Annotated in this window: 13 protein-coding genes; 8 read left to right on the top strand and 5 right to left on the bottom strand. The window is 37.8% G+C overall.

Features of this window, described 5'->3' with window-relative positions; genetic code table 11:
• The first annotated feature begins 6 nt into the window (after positions 1–6).
• The gene (locus AB3U99_RS21105; RefSeq protein WP_400243717.1) at positions 7–1,617 is read left to right on the top strand and encodes an amidohydrolase; all 1,611 of its coding nucleotides are present in this window, start codon (positions 7–9) and stop codon (positions 1,615–1,617) included.
• A gap of 54 nt (positions 1,618–1,671) precedes the next feature.
• Here AB3U99_RS21105 and AB3U99_RS21100 read toward each other — a convergent pair whose 3' ends face one another.
• Positions 1,672–2,688 carry a Gfo/Idh/MocA family oxidoreductase gene (locus tag AB3U99_RS21100; RefSeq protein ID WP_400243716.1) on the bottom strand — a complete coding sequence of 339 codons (1,017 nt, stop codon included), beginning with the start codon at positions 2,686–2,688 and terminating at the stop codon, positions 1,672–1,674.
• 284 nt (positions 2,689–2,972) lie between these two features.
• On the opposite strand from AB3U99_RS21100, the gene AB3U99_RS21095 reads away from it, so the two are divergent.
• From AB3U99_RS21095 to AB3U99_RS21085, 3 genes are all read left to right on the top strand, one after another.
• Complete coding sequence (locus AB3U99_RS21095) at positions 2,973–4,061, top strand: glycosyltransferase family protein (RefSeq protein ID WP_400243715.1); 1,089 nt, start codon at positions 2,973–2,975, stop codon at positions 4,059–4,061.
• Positions 4,062–4,080: 19 nt separating this feature from the next.
• Positions 4,081–4,542, top strand: coding sequence for a GNAT family N-acetyltransferase (locus AB3U99_RS21090; protein ID WP_400243714.1), 462 nt, complete (start codon positions 4,081–4,083; stop codon positions 4,540–4,542).
• Positions 4,543–4,638: 96 nt separating this feature from the next.
• Positions 4,639–5,238, top strand: a complete 600-nt coding sequence (locus AB3U99_RS21085; RefSeq protein WP_400243713.1) for a restriction endonuclease — start codon at positions 4,639–4,641, stop codon at positions 5,236–5,238.
• A gap of 62 nt (positions 5,239–5,300) precedes the next feature.
• Here AB3U99_RS21085 and AB3U99_RS21080 read toward each other — a convergent pair whose 3' ends face one another.
• The 3 genes from AB3U99_RS21080 to AB3U99_RS21070 are packed head-to-tail and all read right to left on the bottom strand — an operon-like array spanning position 5,301 to position 9,028.
• Positions 5,301–6,647: a glycoside-pentoside-hexuronide (GPH):cation symporter gene (locus AB3U99_RS21080; RefSeq protein ID WP_400243712.1), complete on the bottom strand. Its 1,347-nt coding sequence runs from the start codon at positions 6,645–6,647 to the stop codon at positions 5,301–5,303.
• 41 nt (positions 6,648–6,688) lie between these two features.
• Positions 6,689–8,218 carry an FGGY-family carbohydrate kinase gene (locus AB3U99_RS21075; protein ID WP_400243711.1) on the bottom strand — a complete coding sequence of 510 codons (1,530 nt, stop codon included), beginning with the start codon at positions 8,216–8,218 and terminating at the stop codon, positions 6,689–6,691.
• A gap of 33 nt (positions 8,219–8,251) precedes the next feature.
• On the bottom strand, positions 8,252–9,028 hold the full coding sequence (locus tag AB3U99_RS21070; RefSeq protein ID WP_400243710.1) for an SDR family oxidoreductase: 777 nt from the start codon (positions 9,026–9,028) through the stop codon (positions 8,252–8,254).
• Between the two features lie 216 nt (positions 9,029–9,244).
• On the opposite strand from AB3U99_RS21070, the gene AB3U99_RS21065 reads away from it, so the two are divergent.
• Positions 9,245–10,369 carry an ROK family transcriptional regulator gene (locus AB3U99_RS21065; protein ID WP_400243709.1) on the top strand — a complete coding sequence of 375 codons (1,125 nt, stop codon included), beginning with the start codon at positions 9,245–9,247 and terminating at the stop codon, positions 10,367–10,369.
• 275 nt (positions 10,370–10,644) lie between these two features.
• Positions 10,645–13,683: a glucosaminidase domain-containing protein gene (locus AB3U99_RS21060; protein WP_400243708.1), complete on the top strand. Its 3,039-nt coding sequence runs from the start codon at positions 10,645–10,647 to the stop codon at positions 13,681–13,683.
• A 40-nt stretch (positions 13,684–13,723) separates the two neighbouring features.
• Here the strand turns inward: AB3U99_RS21060 and AB3U99_RS21055 are convergent, their stop codons facing one another.
• Entirely contained in the window at positions 13,724–14,464 is a 741-nt protein-coding gene (locus AB3U99_RS21055) for a CAP domain-containing protein (protein WP_400243707.1), read from the bottom strand.
• A gap of 184 nt (positions 14,465–14,648) precedes the next feature.
• Between AB3U99_RS21055 and AB3U99_RS21050 the strand changes: the two genes are divergently transcribed.
• Complete coding sequence (locus AB3U99_RS21050) at positions 14,649–16,751, top strand: glycosyl hydrolase family 18 protein (protein WP_400243706.1); 2,103 nt, start codon at positions 14,649–14,651, stop codon at positions 16,749–16,751.
• An 11-nt stretch (positions 16,752–16,762) separates the two neighbouring features.
• Positions 16,763–17,194 (top strand): hypothetical protein, encoded by a 432-nt coding sequence (locus AB3U99_RS21045; RefSeq protein ID WP_400243704.1) that lies wholly within the window; start codon positions 16,763–16,765, stop codon positions 17,192–17,194.
• Positions 17,195–17,256: the final 62 nt, after the last annotated feature.

The following is a 17,256-nucleotide window of genomic DNA, read 5'->3' as shown; positions in this document are numbered from 1 at the left end:
GGAAATATGAAAGCTTCTTTAGTATATACAAATGGTGAAATTATTACGGTGGATGATGTGTTTTCCGTTCATGAAGCGGTAGCGGTGGTGGACAATAAGATTGTTGCTGTTGGGACTAATGAAGAAATAAAAACCTGGATTGGAGTAGAAACAAATGTCATAGATCTTGGTGGAAATTCTTTATTACCTGGATTTATTGATGCACACCTACACCTTCTTAATTTTGGACTGACAAAGGTGTCAACAAACCTAAAACCATGTAAGTCGATTGATGAGGTGTTGGAATTGCTTAAGGCTAAGGCAGAGCTAACACCTGAGGGAGGCTGGGTAAGAGGCTGGGCGTATAACGATAATAATGTGGCAGAAAATCGTATGCCCAATCGAAAAGAGTTGGATTCTGTCTCCACTGTGCATCCTATCTATATTCAACGGTCATGTGGGCATGTGATTGCTGCGAATAGTAAAGCATTGGAACTTGGTGGAATCACTGCCGAATCTCCTAATCCAGAAGGGGGCGAAATCGAAAGAGTAGATGGAGTAGTAACAGGCGTTTTAAAGGAAGCAGCCCGTATGTTGGTTATCGATCAAGATGTTTATACAGAACAAGAAGTATTTTCTGGCTTACATTTGGCAGCGAAAGACTATATGCAATCAGGTATCACAAGTGTTCATGATATGGGAGGAAAAGGAAGTGACCATCTCCTTTATTTGCAAAAAGTAGCGAAAGACGCAGATTTTAAATTACGAATATATGCGTCCATTGTATCTTTTGATAACTCTTCAGATGCTATTGATAAGACATTAGATGCAAGCATTTTAACAGGTTTAGGCAATGAAAGGTTTAAAATCGGTCCTAGTAAATTGTTTTTAGATGGAAGTATTACAGGACAAACTGCAGCTATGAGTGAGGGATATGTAACAGATCCAACTAATAAAGGCATTTTGTATAAAAGCCAAGAAGATGTCAATGCCATAATGGAACGCCCCCACAATGCCGGCTGTCAAATTACTGCCCATGCGATTGGCGATGGAGCAGTAGAAATGATGGTAAGCTGCATTGAGCATGTGGTGAACGAATTCCCTCGAGAAAATCACCGCCATCGCATTGAACATGCCTCTGTATGTAATCCAGAACTGGTGGAACGAATAAAGAAGTTGAATGCCGTCATTGTCATAAATCCAGCTTTCTTTTATGATTTTGGGGATGAATATGTAAAGTATATTGGTTCAAAGGCAGAGTGGATGTTTCCATCACAATCCTACCTAGAACATGGAGTAAAGGTGGCAGCTGGATCTGATAGCCCCATTACAGACTTCGAACCACTATTAGGGATACAAGAAATCGTTACTCGTAAAACAAAAAATGGAACGGTTATAGGAGAAAAAGAATGCAGTTCTCTAGAAGATGCCATTCGAATTTTTACTATAAACGGAGCCTACGCATCCTTTGAAGAAGAGATTAAAGGAAGCATCGAGCCAGGCAAACTAGCAGACTTTGTCATCCTAGAGGGATCTATTCTAAATACAATCCCAGACCACATCAAAGACATCCCCATCAAACAAACCGTAATCAATGGAGAAATAGTATACGAAAATCCAGTCGCTGTGAAGAAATAAGGGAAAACGGAGTGACGGTTCTCGTGCTTAACATATGAGGAACCGTCCCTCTGTTTACTTACATTCTTTCATTCCTTTTTCAAGAATGCGCATTTGGAGTAATGTTTCTTCATCTTTTACTTGTTTGTCTGCCCCGTTTATTATTACTTCATATAATTGATCATACACTCTGCCATAGTCGCCTTGCTCGGAAACTACTTTTTCTTCACGGTATTGCCCGTTTTCATCTAAATACGTTAATGTTCCATAATGTTCAGGAAGGTCAATGCCGAAATCAGGTTGATCAGGCATATAAAAAAGCTTTAAATGTTCTTCTTGTCGGTCTTTTGAATGTTTGACAAAAACACCCTTTTTTCCATAAGCAACAAAGCTAGGACGTTCTTTTAATCGGAAATAGCTCGATTTAATAGAGACTTTTAACGTATCGTAATATAAATCTAAATCAAAATAATCATTCATTCTGCCGCTGCCAAGAAGCTGCCTCACATCATAATGAATTTTTTTCGGTTTGCCAAAGTAAGAGATTGCTTGGTCAATAGTATGGCAGCCATGTCCATATAAAAAGCTATTATAGTATTGGAATTCATCGTTTGATTCTGGTATTTCAGGTCGGAAATAGTCATAATGCATTTCTACTTCCAAAAGCTCGCCTAGTTTTCCACTTTCCATAACTTTTTGTGTCGTTAAGAAATCAGAATCAAAGCGCCGATTTTGGTAGCATTGTACAATAAGTCCTTTTGCTTTAGCTAAAGCGTATATTTCTTCCGTTTCCTCTGCTGTCATCATAAATGGTTTTTCTACTAAAACATGCTTGTTGTACTCAAGTGCCATTTTGGTATATTCATAATGAGAGGAATGAGTAGTACAAACGACAATCAATTGTATTTCGGGATCAGTCAGTAATTCATTTAAATTTGAAGAATAATAGATTTGATCCTGTTTCTTCCAAGTGTCATGAGAAGGATTTCTTCTGTAAATGGTTTTAACCTTTATATTTTCCCGCTGCAAAACAAAGGGCAAATGATAGCGATTGGTGCTTTTTCCATTACCGATGTAACCAATTGTCAACATGATTATCACTCCAATTTTCTTTGTAATACTCTCATTATAGGATGGTTATATTTAGAAATCTATTGGGAAGGTAGGAGAGTTTGAATCATGTTAGTTTCTTTTTCTCTGTAAGTTCTCTTCTTTTAAGGAGTGAAAGGTAAAAATAATAATAGCAATCATTTTTTTGAGGTCCTGTCTGAATAGATAAATATAACGATAAAACTTTATATGCAACTAGAGAAAAGCTTAAAATGAAAGATAAATAAATAGGGTAGCAAAAGAATCACCCTTAAAGGAGTACCCAAATGAAAACAATCGCCTATTATATCTCTGACTATGGATATGGACATGCGGCTCGCTCGATTGCGATTATCCGTGAACTTTTAGAGAGAGAACCTTCCTATCGAGTCATTATATGTCATTCTTTTGCGATGGAGTTTTTGCAGAACTCACTTCTGTATAATCAAGTTACCTTTCGAAAGATTGCTACAGATGTTGGCTATTTTTTAAAAGAGGGAAGCCTAGAGCCAGATAAGAATAAGCTAGCGAAAGAATTTGATCGGTTTGTGGAGAATTGGGAAAGGAAGATTCAATTAGAGGTTCAATTTTTCCAACAAATGAAAGTAGATTTGGTAGTCTCTGATATTTCTCCACTACCGTTGGAAGCTGCTGATAGAGTAGGAATTCCTGCGATAGGTATTTCTAACTTTACCTGGTACACAGCATATGAAAGCTTATTGGACCAAAAAAGGTTAGAGATTTGGAAAAATTCCTATGCGAAAATGTCCTGTTTTTTTCTACTAGCTGGAAATCAGGAAAGCAATTGGCCTTGTGAAAAGCGATTATTTCCCTTTTTTGCACGAAAAGTACAGGCGGGAAAAATGGAGAGTGTACTTGATTGGGTTAATCCGACTAAGAAGAAGACCGTTATCTTTTTTGGACTGGGGATGAAGATAGACGGTATAGAATTCGAATCGCTTCCTTTATGGGAAAGTGAGAACTGTGTGTTTATTGTGTCTTCGAATGTTGAGGTAGATAGGGACAATGTATTCTCCATTCCAAAAGAGGAAACGGAATCTCAAGCATATATCGCGGCTAGTGATTTAGTTATTACAAAAGCAGGATGGGGAACTATAAGCGAGGCAGTTGTCTATAATGTCCCGTTGTTGATTTTGAATAGAGAAGGAATGAAGGAAGACGAAAATACGATTAACTATATTCGCAAGCATGGACTAGGCAAAACAATTGAGTGGGAAGAAATGCTAAAATATCAGTATCATGAAGAGATACAAGAGAAAAAGGAGAATGGATTAAGAAATGAGGTAGAGGCGATAGTGGAGGAGTTAAGGGAAACAGTGAACCGTCGCACTGCAGACATTGATACAGACAAATAATTAATGGTAGGTGATAGTAATGAAATGGCATATAAAGAATTTTAATGAGTTAACGAATATGGAACTATATACGCTTTTGAAAGAAAGAACGGCTGTTTTTGTAGTGGAACAAAATTGTCCGTATTTAGAGGTGGATGGAAAGGATCATGAATCGTATCATTTATTTGCTGAAAAAGAGGGAGAGCTTGTTGCTTATTTAAGAATTTTACCTCCAGGGGTTTCTTATTCAGAAGCTTCATTAGGAAGAATTTTAGTGAAGAAGGAATGGAGAGGACAAGGCCTGGCGGAAGAGCTTGTGAGTCGAGGGATTGATTATCTTAAAAAGGAATTAAATGAAGAGGTAATAAAAATACAGGCTCAGAACTATTTGCGAAAGTTTTACCAGTCCTTTGGTTTTAAACCAATCTCAGAAGTGTATTTAGAAGACAATATCCCCCATATTGATATGTTATTAAAGGGAGGTAAAATGGAAACGAAATAATACATAAGATGATTTCCTAATTTGTATAGAATGGCTAATCTCTGTATAAAAAGAATCATTACTGCCTACCCTTTAATAATGCAAGGAGTGGTGAAAATGTTCTATATGGAGATTATTGTAGCAATTCTTTTAACGATGGCTTTTATAAAGTATTTCTGGACTAAAAAGGAAGATCAATATCAAACTTCGCTTTTGGCAAATCATATCGAATCAAGTAATGAGTTAAAAAAGACGCTGGCAATGGGACTTTATTTGCGATTTTGTAAAGAGGAAGAAGATAGTATTTCCAACTATTCATCCATTTTTTTAAAACAGGATCCTATCCAGTTTGAAACATTTGCTGCTGAAATCATGGAAAAAACAAGAGGTGGATCGACCTGGGTTACCCCTCCAACAGGTGACTTTGGCGTGGACTTTGAGCATGAAACAGAAAAAGGGTTATTCCTAGGACAAGTAAAATGCTGCCAGGGAGATTTACCTTTTGATCCGATTGCGTTGATTCATTCAAATATGGTGAAAAGAGGAGCTGTAGGAGGGTATGTTATTACAACAGGTAGCTTTACACCTGCTGCGTACGAGTATGCAAAAGAATTAAAGGTTGAATTAATTGATGGAGTGAAGTTTGTAGAAAGTTGGTTAGGTAGTTTAAGAAAGGCGGAAAAAGAAATAAAAGAAATATTGCCAGATTTAGTGTGAGGGGAGAGGGACGATTTTTATGAGGGGGAAATGTCCTCATAAAAATCGTCCCTCTGCTTTCCTTAAAGATTGACAATATCTTTATTTACTAGGCTTCGTCTGCGGTTCAGCTCTATATCCATTGATGCTCGCTGATTATCTAGTTTGTAGAACAACAGGGTTATTCCAATCAGTAAACAAATGGCTAGCGGCACCCAGATGAAGCTTATTTCAATATACGATAAAGCTTTGGGAGTTTGTGTGGCATTTGGAACATAGCCACCCATTTGAAGAAAAACTCCGACAAGTGCACTGCCAAGTCCTAGACTTATTTTTACTGAGAAACCTTGAAAGGCAGCAATCATCCCAGCGATACTCTTGTTGTTTTTATACTCCGAATAATCGATAATATCTGGTTGGATTGCAAAAGTGGTTCCAAAGATCCCGTAAATTCCAAGTCCGGTAATTGCCAAACCAGTAATCAGTAAGACAGGAGATGTTTTTCCGAAATAGATGATTAAATCACCAACAATGTAGATCACTGTGCTTAATAGCAATACGTTCTTTTTCGGTAATTTCTTTTGAAGCCAAGGTAGAAGAAGCAGCATTGGCAGACCAGAGAGAATGCCGAAAAGTCCTACAAACGTGAGCCAATCTGTCCGCCCAAGATTGTATGTGAAATAATAGATAACGGTAGTATTTCTTATTACAAAAAGGGCGAAATAGAGAAAATTTAAGATAAAGAAGATTAATGCTTGGCCAGTTAATCCTTTTAAATCCTCTTTAAAAGTAGATTTTCCACGTTCTACAGTTGGTGGTACAACTTCTTTTGTATTCATAAACGTAAAGACAAACACAATTACTGCTGCAACCCCGTAAATAGTCATTGTAATGAGATAGCCTTTTTGTGTATCTCCCTTTCCGAAAAAATTAACAAGGGGATTCGTAATTGTCATAACTAAAGCGGTTCCAATTAAAGCACAAATCATTCTTGTTGAGACTAGCCAGTTTCGTTCATGATTATCGGAAGTTAATCTTGGTACAATTGTATTTAAAGGAATATTTACTACTGTATAAGCAATGTTTAATAAACAATACGTTACATAAGCCCATACAATTTTTCCTCCCATACTGAAGTCCGGTACCATAAAAGTCAGAATCGTAAAGACGGCAAAAGGAATAGCTCCAATGAGGAAATAAGGTCTTCCTTGTCCCCATCTAGTATTCGTTCTATCTACTAATAATCCCATGCCTGTGTCAGCAAACGCATCGATAATCTTTGTTACGAGCATTAAAGTCCCAGCAACCGCTGCAGTGATGCCAAAGACATCTGTATAGAAAAACAGAAGGTAAGATGCCATTGTACTAAATACGAGATTGCATGCGAAGTCCCCGGCTCCGTATCCAATCCTTTTTTTCCATTTGTCCATTCCAATCACCATCCTATTCGTAAAAAAACTCTGTTCGTAAATTACAATGCAGATATTATTGTCAACGTTTTCATATCTGTCTTTAAATGTTTATAAATAGATTTATAGACATGGTAAAATTCATTATATTTTTGGTGATTCTCTTTATTTGGCATAATCTTCTCATCTAGAACCTGCCATTTCTTTACCTCTTCATAAGAGAGAAGGCCAGTTCCAATTCCAGCAAGCATTACATCGCCCATATTGGCTTCTACATCATGAATCGGACAGACAACGGCATAGCCTGTAACATCTGCAAAAATTTGGCGCCACAATTTAGATTTGGTCACACCGCCTGCAAGCAAGATATATTCTCCAAGTTCTTCACCAGTTGCTTCAATTGCATCACGTAAAGAAAAGGCAACTGCTTCAAGAAATGCGCGATAGATGTGAGCTTTTGTATGTGCTAAAGATAGTCCGACAATCGTTCCTTTTGCGTCTGAATCCCAAATTGGACTTCTTTCACCCATAAAATATGGAAGGACAATCAAGCCATCACTTCCGACGGGAATATTAGCTGCTTGCTCATTTAAAACATCATAAGCGTTCTTTCCGCCAGCTTTTTCGACTTCCAATTCATACTGACACATTGTTTGACGGAACCATTTCACAATCGCACCAGCAGTAGCTCCACCAGCAAAATAATAAGAAAGCCTTTTCGCATCATATAAATATGGCCAAACAATTAAGTCTTTTCCTTTGAGTGGTTTATCAGAAATGAGTGCCGCGCACATGGAGGTTCCAATTGCTGCTGCATAAATACCAGATTCCAATACACCGAGTCCGATATTGGCTGCTCCACAGTCAATTCCACTAGCGATAACTGGCATTCCTTCTGAAAGTCCTAGCTCCGCCGCCGCTTCTTTCGTCAATCCGCCAATAATATCGGTTGATTCCACAATTTTTTCCGGCATTAATGAAGCGGGGATTCCCATCGCATCCATCATTTCTTTTGACCATGTTCTATTATTCATATCAAAGATTCCGCCGATATTCCCTGCAGAAGAATAATCAATTGCAACTTCTCCGGTTAGTTTGAAAATCACATAATCATTTGGTGGGAGAAATAGTTTGGTTTTTTGCCAGTTCTCTGGTTCATTGTTTTTCATCCAGAGAATTTTTGTGTATCCATAATAAGGGTCTGCGCCATTATGGGTAATTTCAAGAAGCTTTTCTTTTCCAATATGCTCAAGTACCCAGTTTGATTCTGCTTCTGCTCTTCGATCCATCCAAATCATACAAGGTCTAACAGGCTCCATGTTTTCGTCCAATGGAATACCGGAACCTCCGTATAAACCACTGATCGCGATGCCACGTATTTCTTCAGACGGAATTCCAGCTTTTTGCACCGTGTTTTTAATAGATGCTTTTGTTGCTTCAAGCCATACATCTGGCCACTGTTCTGCCCATAAAGGCTTTGGAGTTAAAACATCGTATTCCTGTAAATCTTGAGCAATCAAGTTTCCATCTGTATCCATTAATATCGTTTTTGTTCCAGATGTTCCGATATCTGTACCGAGTAAGTAATTCATAAATTGTTCCTCCTATCGAAATCTATGAGTCTATTAAATCGCAGTGAAAGCACCATCTATTACAAAGTCTGATCCTGTTGTAAAGCTGCTAGTGTCTCCTGCTAGATAAACACAAATGGATTGAAGCTCCTCTGGTTTCCCCATACGGTTAAGCGGTGCCATCTCATTCCACTGTTTAATTAAAGGTTGTAAGCTTGGTGAATTTAGCGTCAGCTCTGTACCGATATATCCTGGACTAATGCAATTAACACGTACATTTCTTGATGCCCACTCGACTGCTAGTGATTTTGTTAGTTGAATCACGCCAGCTTTTGAAGCGTTATAAGAACATTGTGGTTGGGGAACGTTTACAATATGCCCTGACATAGATGCTGTATTAATAATCGAACCGCCGCCTTGTTTTAGCATAACTTTTCCTGCTGCTTGCGCTGTTAGGAATACACCTGTCAAATTAATATCAATGACTTTTTTCCATTGATCAAAAGTCATTTCTTCAGCTGGGACATTCAAACAGATTCCAGCATTACAAAAAGCAACGTCTAAACGGCCAAAAGCTTCTAATACCGTATCCATCATAGCGTTTACATCTTCAGGGTTCGTTACATCTGCTTTAATTGCAATGGACTTAATCCCGTTGTTTTCTTCCAATTCTTTTGCTGTTTTTGTTGCTTCTTCTATATCTAAATCAACGATTGCAATATCAGCGCCAGCTTCAGCAAAAGCCGTTGCAACACTTTTTCCAATCCCTCTAGCGCCGCCAGTAACAAAGATTTTCTTACCATCTAATCTCATTTTTTCAATAATGCCCATATTTATCATTCCTTTTCATTAAGTTATTTTGTAAAATCATTTTATAAAATACATTTATATAATAAAACGTTTTCTTTAAATAGTCAATAAGAATAAAATTTAAAAATGTCAACCTATTTTTGACAAAGATAGGATAAAGATAGGTTTTGTGATATATTAAAGGAGAATTTAAGTAAGGAGTTTTATAAATTTTCTTTATAAAATGGGGTTTTTTTCATGGATAATAACATTACATTTCAAGATATAAAAAAAGGAAATTACTCATCGATTTATCATCTTCTTTATCAAAATGGGAAGCTTTCTAAACAAGAGATTGCGAATCAACTCCATTTAAGTTTGCCAACTGTTACACAGAATCTAGTGCGTTTGGAAAAGGAGCAACTGATAGAGAAGAATGGGCAGTTTGAATCTTCTGTTGGCAGAAGGGCTACAGCCTATGCGATTTCTCCGCAAGCCTATATCAGTATCGGGGTGGAAATTCAGGTGAGCACTGTTCAAATTTTAGCGATAGATTTACTTGGACAAGCCTTTCAAGAAGAGAAGCTCTCCATGAAATATTCGAATGAAGGAAGTTATTATAAGGAAGTGAGCGATGCGATTCAGGCGTTTATTGCGTCTCTCGATATTACGGAGGATCAGGTTCTTGGAGTTGGCTTCGCCGTTCAGGGACTAACATCCAATGACGGGAAAAAAATTACGTATGGAAAAATCTTAATTTCTACTGGATTAGATGTAGATGTATTTTCCCAATATCTCCCGTACCCTTGTTTGTTTTTACATGATGCTAAATGTGCAGCAACAACAGAATTATGGGTAAGAAATGATATAGGAGACGCTGTCTACCTATCAATTGGCACACATCTTGGTGGTGCAATCATCATCAATAATCAAATATATATGGGAAAAGAAGGGCATAGTGGAACAGTGGAGCATATGACGATAAATCCTGATGGTCCTTTGTGTTATTGCGGAAAGAAAGGATGCATGGAAACATACAGTTCTGTTAATGCTTTGTTAGAAACTGGAGAGACATTAGATACTTTTTTCGAAAATGTGCGATCTGGGATAGTTTCTTTTGTGGAAAGATGGAATACTTTTTTAGACCAATTAGCATTTTCCATGAATAATTTGCATCTTGTCCTAAACAGAGAGTTTATTATCGGAGGGCATATTTCCTCCTACTTAATAGAAGAAGACATCCGTATTCTTCATGAAAAAACTAACGAAAAATCTGCCTTCCCAAGCAGCGAGCACTTCATTCATATAAGTCGTTCACCTGCAAAAGGCGTTCCAATTGGAGCAGCTATTCCATTTGTGCAATCATTTTTGGATACGATTTAGATGGAGCGCGGAGATGTTGAAATGAAATAAAAATCAAGCAGTTTTGGCACAATTAGCAAACACATTGCTAGTTGTGCTTTTTCATTTGTCTAAAATCCTCTGAAACTACTCCACAAACTTCCATTTGACCTCCTACATTTTACCTATTTTTAAAAACTATTAAAATCAATATGTCGAATATGATAGAATAGTAGTATAAAAATAGAATGATATTAGGACAAATGGTGTCGTTTTATGTCCTGGTATAGTTTATGGGGGGAAATGATATAGAATCTATGAATAAAAAAAGAGGACTATTTTACTTTTTTGTGGCTATTTTACTAGTTTTGGGATATTCCATAAATGTAACTAATGTTAATGCCGCGGGAAATCCAACAATAAGCTATTCGACACATGTTCAAAGCTATGGCTGGATGGATAGTGTGAAAGACGGAAAGTTATCTGGCACTACAGGCAAAAGTAAACGCGTAGAGGCTGTAAAGATAGACTTGAAAAATGCCCCTTTTTCTGGTGGCGTTACGTATAAAACACATGTTCAAAGTTATGGCTGGCTTGACTCTGTTTCAAATGGAAAAATTAGTGGAACAACTGGTAAGTCAAAACGGGTAGAAGCTATTCAAATCAACTTAACGGGAGAAATGGCGAAGCACTATGATGTGTATTACCGAGTTCATTCGCAAACTTATGGTTGGTTAGGCTGGGCAAAAAATGGTCAATCTGCTGGAACAGAAGGACTTTCTAAACGAGTAGAAGCCATGGAAATAGTCTTAGTGAAAAAGGGACAAACAGCTCCTGGATCTACAGAAAAGCCATTTGTGACAAATCTATCCGTTTCCTATTCGACACATGTTCAAAGTTATGGCTGGATGAAAACGGTGAAAAATGGAGTATCAGCTGGTACAACTGGAAAAAGTAAGCGAGTAGAAGCCATAAAAATTTCATTAAACAATACTCCTTACTCCGGTGGAATTACGTATAAAACACATGTTCAAAGTTACGGTTGGATGGATTCCGTATCGAATGGAAAAGTTAGCGGAACTACGGGGAAAAGTAAACGTGTTGAAGCGATCCAAATTAACTTAACGGGAGAAATGGCTAATCATTATGACATCTATTATCGTGTCCATTCCCAAACTTACGGATGGCTAGATTGGGCGAAAAATGGCAAGTCAGCAGGAACAGAAGGACTTTCTAAGCGAGTGGAGTCTATTCAGATTAAGCTTGTCGAAAAAGGAAAGAAAGCACCTGGATCTACAGCTAAACCATTTGTAACAGATTTAAAGGTTGCCTACGCTACTTATCATAGTAATGCCTGGACAAAGACGGTAGAAGATGGAGCAACGTCTGGTTCATCAGGAAAAAGATTGGAAGCGATAAAGGTTGCCCTAAAGAATAAACCATATTCAGGTGATATTTCCTATAAGGCAAATGTTCAAGGCTACGGTTGGCAAAATGCTTCGAATGGAGCTGTCAGCGGGAAAGCTGGTGAAGGAAAACGAATCGAAGCGATCCAAATTAACTTAACGGGAGAAATGGCTAATCATTACGATGTCTATTATCGTGTTTATGCGAATGGTAATGGTTGGCTAGGTTGGGCGAAAAATGGCCAATCAGCAGGAACAGAAGGCTTAGCGAAACAAATCGAGGCCGTTAATGTGGTTGTAGTGGAAAAGGGGAAAAAAGCACCTGGTTCAACTTCTAAACCATTTTTAACAAAGCCGAATATTGCCTATGCCTCTTATGTTCAGTCCATCGGTTGGACAAAAACAGTAAAAAATGGTGCTGTAAGTGGAACACAAGGTCAGTCTAAACCTGTCGAAGCAATTAAAATAAATATTGAAAACTCTCCTTATAGTGGAAAGCTTGTTTATGCGTCTAAAATGCAAGGCGGAAATTGGTTAAGAAGTGTAACGAATAAAGAAGTTTCTGGAATAGAAGGTTATTCTAAACCGTTAGAAGCCGTTAAGATCAATCTTTCAGGTGAAATTGCTGAGTATTACGATATCTATTATCGTGTTCATGTTCAGTCATATGGTTGGTTAGGATGGGCCAAGAATGGAATGAAAGCAGGAACAGAAGGACTATTAAAGCGAGTAGAAGCGATAGAAATAAGGCTTGTTGAAAAAGGTAAGGGTGAGGCTGTTAGCGAGAACAACTCTTATAGAACAAACGTCTATACGACAAAAACGTACTATAATATCTCTTTCAATAATGCGTTATCGATGCAAATGAACACTTCGCCGCAGACAGATAAATATCGCAATGAAAAAGCATATGCAAGCAGCGAATATCTTCAAATGATGGATAATGGAAAAATCACTAAAAATGATGTGCAGCTTAGAACTTCTCCAGAACTAAAAGATGACAAAGAGGATAATAATGTTGCCACAAAGGTGAAGTCTGGAACATCGATTCTTGTTTTAGACAACAATGTTGTTGGCGATGAAACGGCCGGCAGTGATAAATGGTACAAAATCGAATATAAAGAAAAAGAATTATTTGTCCATAGTTCGCTTGTAAAACTTGAGTCTAGGGTAGGTAGAGTAACAGCAACTACACTGAATATTAGATCTAAGGCAAGTACGACAGGCCATATTTATGGTTCTGTGAAAAAAGGAACGTTAGTAACGGTTTTAAAAGAGGAAGCGAAAAGCGAATGGGTAGAAGTAAGCTATAATACTTGGCGCAATGCTACTTCTTCAGATGTAATATATTATCTCGATCCAACTAACTTCTCTAGTGATAAAGTCCAAAGATTCCAGTTCCTGGATTTAACCAAATCGAGTGAAGTTCCTGTGAGTATTCTAAACCAATACCTAAAAGGAAAAGGAATATTAGAAGGACAGGGACAAGCGTTCGTTGATGCAGGGAAAAAATATGGAATCAATGAAGTCTATTTAATGGCTCATACACTATTAGAAACTGGTAATGGTAAATCTACTCTTGCAAAAGGGATAGAGTATAAAGGGAAAAAAGTATATAACATGTATGGTATCGGTGCCTATGATAACTGTCCAGAAGAGTGTGGAGCGGAAGCTGCCTATAATAATGGCTGGGACACGCCATATAAAGCGATTTTAGGTGGAGCAGCCTTTATTGAAAATGGCTATATCGGCGGAAAAAATAGTTATAATATTGTCCAAAATACCATTTATAAAATGCGCTGGAATCCAGAATTAATGAACAACAGATCATTCGCTGGTCACCAATATGCAACAGATATAGGATGGGCCTATAAACAGGTCAAAGTAATGTCTGAAGTTTACGACTTACGTCCATACATCCTGCATTTAGAAATTCCAGTATATAAATAAAGGAAAAAAGAGGGAGCGATAAATAAATCGCCCCTCTTTCTTATTTTTTAACAAACATCTGTACCCATTCATAACCGCCTTCATCAAATCCTACCCCAATATGTGTGTACTTATCATTTAGGATATTTGCGCGATGTCCTTCGCTGTTCATCCAAGCTTTTACTACTTCTTCAGGAGAACGCTGTCCTTGGGCAATGTTTTCACCAGCGGATTGATAAGTGATTCCGAAGTCTCTCATCATGTCAAAGGGAGAGCCATAGGTTGGACTTGTATGAGAAAAATATCCTTTGTCATTCATATCCTTCGCTTTCATATCAGCAACATTGTTTAAATCAGGATATGCTTGTAAAGCTGGAAGACCTTGTTTTTTTCTTTCCGCATTCGTTAAGTCAATAACAGATGCAACAAAGTTACTTGGTTCCTTCTTATTGTCTGCATTAGTAGAAGGGGGAGTCTGTGGTGCAGGCTGAGCCCCTTGATTCGTTTGTTGGTTTGGTGTTGCTTGTCTTGGTGTAGCTTTTGGGATTTGTCTATTTGTTGCATTTGGCTCGTAAGTTCCTACAATTGTACGGAATTCATATTTTGCATCTTGGACCTTTATCGGCTGTGTATGTGGATATTTATTACTATTTACATTTGTCGTTAAGCTAGAAATAGTATCCTCATTATAACGATGGTTTGTTTCCCAATCCATTGCTTCTCGATCATTATTATTACATCCAGCAAGCACTAGAAAAGGCATACAAGCAAGGATAGAAAATATATTTTTAACTTTCATCATTATTTGCTCCTTTTTATTATAAAGTTTTTACCCTTTTATTTTTTCTACTTTAGACAAAATTACATATGGGAATTACAAGCAATATATTAGACGGTTCTCTTGCTTTGTTTTCCATGAATTGGCATCGACATGTCGGCAGTAGAACGGTCCCTCTGAATCCATACTAATTGCAGGGGGTGAAAAAATGGACCTGAGCAATTTTGAGAAAGTAGATATAAAAGAAGTAAATGGGGAGTATACCCTTATTTTGCGGATGAAGGGGAACGAACAGCCTTCGTATGACACAGAGTTTGGAAGTGAATTTTTTCACTCGACGAAGGAGAATGGGAAAACTTTGATTAATGCAACCAAACAGTTTATAAAAAAGGAATTTCCTAAGATCAAAAAAGCGACGATTGTTTTGGCTGTTGGGACGGTTATTTTGACAAGCTTTCCTTTTCAAAAGGCAGAAGCCCATGAAGTGACCTTTAATATGTCCTATCTTTATTTTGGCAATACCAAATCGTATATTTCGCAAATTGATAAAACACAGGGGAATTTAAGCTTAGTTTCTCCCAGTTATTTTGATATAAACGCGGATGGCTCGTTGAAATTAACGACGCAATATGATCCTATCTTTGTAAAGGAAATGCATAATCGGGGGATGAAAGTCGTTCCTTTTTTAAGTAATCATTGGGATCGAAATGTTGGACGTGCGGCATTAAATAATCGAGAGAAATTAACAACACAAATTGCTGATTTTATTATTAAAAATAATTTAGATGGTATTCAGGTAGATATCGAAAATACAACGGAAATTGATCGCGATGCATACACGGATTTAGTGAGGCTTCTTAGAGAAAAATTGCCTTCCGATAAAGAAGTATCGGTGGCGGTGGCTGCGAATCCGAATGGATGGACGAAGGGATGGCATGGCACCTACGATTATAAAGAATTAGCGAAGTATTCAAGCTATCTAATGGTGATGGCCTATGACGAAAGCTATGAAGGAAGCGCTGAAGGTCCAGTTGCTAGCTATGGCTGGGTGGAAAAGTCCATTCAATACGCATTAAAACAAGGCATTTCTCCAGATAAAATCGTATTGGGGATTCCCTTTTACGGACGCTATTGGAAAGAGGGAGAAGCAACTGGAGGGACGGGGATTTCTAATGTCCGTGTAGATGAGCTGTTATCGAGATATGGAGGAACAGTAGTATTTGATGAAGCGACTAAGTCCCCGAAAGCGACGATTACGATTAAACAAGGGGATCCGGTTACAACGATTGCAGGAAAAACACTAACACCAGGCACCTATAGAATTTGGTATGAAAACAGCGATTCGATTGCTGCAAAATTTGAGTTGATCCATAAATACAATTTAAAAGGATCTGGCAGTTGGAGTTTAGGGCAGGAAAGCACCTCCATCTGGCAAAAATACCGTGCCTGGATGTCAGATAATGCTCAGGCTGTTGAACAGCCGCAGCAATTACCCACTACTCAGGCAACCACCACATACACGGTTCAGTCTGGGGATTCGTTATGGAAAATAGCTACTTCTAATAATTTGACGGTCGATCAATTAAAACAATTAAATAATCTAGCGAGCGATACTATTTTTGTCGGACAAGTATTAAACGTTTCTTCTACGCCGAAAAATACACAAAGTCCATCTCTTAATGTGGCAGCTACTACAAATGAAGTAACCAAACCGGCAACAGAAACGACGACAAAGCCTGCCGAATCAGTTGTAGTTGTTCCTCCAGCTAAGATAACGACCACGACATCGACGACTGCTGCAAAAAGTACGACGACTGCAAAAGCTGCAGCGCCCGCCAAACAAACAAAATATCCGACTCTAAAATCTGGCTCCAAAGGGGTAGCAGTTACGGATATGCAAAATAAGCTGAAGAAAACGAAATTATATACAGGAAAAGTTAATGGTGTTTACAATACTGCTACGAAGAAAGCGGTCATTGCTTTTCAAAAAAAATATAAGCTAAAAGCGGATGGGATTGCAGGTACTGCCACATTATCAAAATTGGATAGTGTCGCTGCTGCTACTAAAGCGACTACAGGAGCCGTGAAAAAATATCCTACCCTAAAACAAGGCTCTCAAGGAACAGCTGTTAAGGATATGCAGAATAAATTAATTAAAACAAAAATCTATAAAGGGAAGGCACTCGGCAAATATGACGCGTCCACAAAGAAAGCTGTGATTGCTTTTCAAAAAAAATATAAGCTGACAGCTGATGGAATCGCTGGTCCTGTTACACTTGCTAAATTGGATAGCGTCACAAAATCTAAATAGAGGTGATTTACATGAAAAAACGATTACTTTTTATCCCTTTTCTTCTATTTCTTTTCTCCTTTCCTACTCCGTTTATGGCAAGAGAAGAAGTTCAAAAGTATTTCGGGGTAAATGCTACGGTAGAGAAGGTTAATCAAGAGGAATACGTAGTAAAGACGAAAGGCGAGAAAAAAGAAGAAGGGTTTATCTATACATTGCCTGGGGAATTTTCTTCTCTCCAAATTCAACCTAGCATAAATTTAAAGGGGAATGGAAACTATCTAATAATAATACAAGAAACCAATGCCAGAGGAACCTTTATCAATGAGAAAAAAATGCCAATAGAACTTACCGATAACTGGCAAACATTTTCGGTTCCATACAAAATGAAAAGTACCACTTCTCAAATAGATGTAAAGGTACTTACCACAACGAAAACAAAGTCGGAGCTCTTTATAAAATAAGGGGATAAGGATGCTTTGGGTGCAGAGGGATGGTTCTAATGCTTTCTAGAATTATTTAGAAA

The sequence above is a fragment of the Niallia tiangongensis genome, assembly GCF_044704065.1.
GTDB lineage: Bacteria > Bacillota > Bacilli > Bacillales > Cytobacillaceae > Niallia > Niallia tiangongensis.
Note: the sequence above shows the minus strand (reverse complement) of the source record. Positions and strands in the feature narration are given on the sequence as shown.

What these genes read in the sequence shown, in the direction of transcription:
- AB3U99_RS21050 (WP_400243706.1), top strand. Translation starts at nt 14,649, where the DNA reads ATGGACCTGAGCAATTTTGAGAAAGTAGATATAAAAGAAGTAAATGGG.
- AB3U99_RS21100 (WP_400243716.1), bottom strand. Translation starts at nt 2,688, where the DNA reads ATGTTGACAATTGGTTACATCGGTAATGGAAAAAGCACCAATCGCTAT.
- AB3U99_RS21085 (WP_400243713.1), top strand. Translation starts at nt 4,639, where the DNA reads ATGTTCTATATGGAGATTATTGTAGCAATTCTTTTAACGATGGCTTTT.
- AB3U99_RS21065 (WP_400243709.1), top strand. Translation starts at nt 9,245, where the DNA reads ATGGATAATAACATTACATTTCAAGATATAAAAAAAGGAAATTACTCA.
- AB3U99_RS21055 (WP_400243707.1), bottom strand. Translation starts at nt 14,464, where the DNA reads ATGATGAAAGTTAAAAATATATTTTCTATCCTTGCTTGTATGCCTTTT.
- AB3U99_RS21105 (WP_400243717.1), top strand. Translation starts at nt 7, where the DNA reads ATGAAAGCTTCTTTAGTATATACAAATGGTGAAATTATTACGGTGGAT.
- AB3U99_RS21080 (WP_400243712.1), bottom strand. Translation starts at nt 6,647, where the DNA reads ATGGACAAATGGAAAAAAAGGATTGGATACGGAGCCGGGGACTTCGCA.
- AB3U99_RS21045 (WP_400243704.1), top strand. Translation starts at nt 16,763, where the DNA reads ATGAAAAAACGATTACTTTTTATCCCTTTTCTTCTATTTCTTTTCTCC.
- AB3U99_RS21075 (WP_400243711.1), bottom strand. Translation starts at nt 8,218, where the DNA reads ATGAATTACTTACTCGGTACAGATATCGGAACATCTGGAACAAAAACG.
- AB3U99_RS21090 (WP_400243714.1), top strand. Translation starts at nt 4,081, where the DNA reads ATGAAATGGCATATAAAGAATTTTAATGAGTTAACGAATATGGAACTA.
- AB3U99_RS21070 (WP_400243710.1), bottom strand. Translation starts at nt 9,028, where the DNA reads ATGGGCATTATTGAAAAAATGAGATTAGATGGTAAGAAAATCTTTGTT.
- AB3U99_RS21060 (WP_400243708.1), top strand. Translation starts at nt 10,645, where the DNA reads ATGAATAAAAAAAGAGGACTATTTTACTTTTTTGTGGCTATTTTACTA.
- AB3U99_RS21095 (WP_400243715.1), top strand. Translation starts at nt 2,973, where the DNA reads ATGAAAACAATCGCCTATTATATCTCTGACTATGGATATGGACATGCG.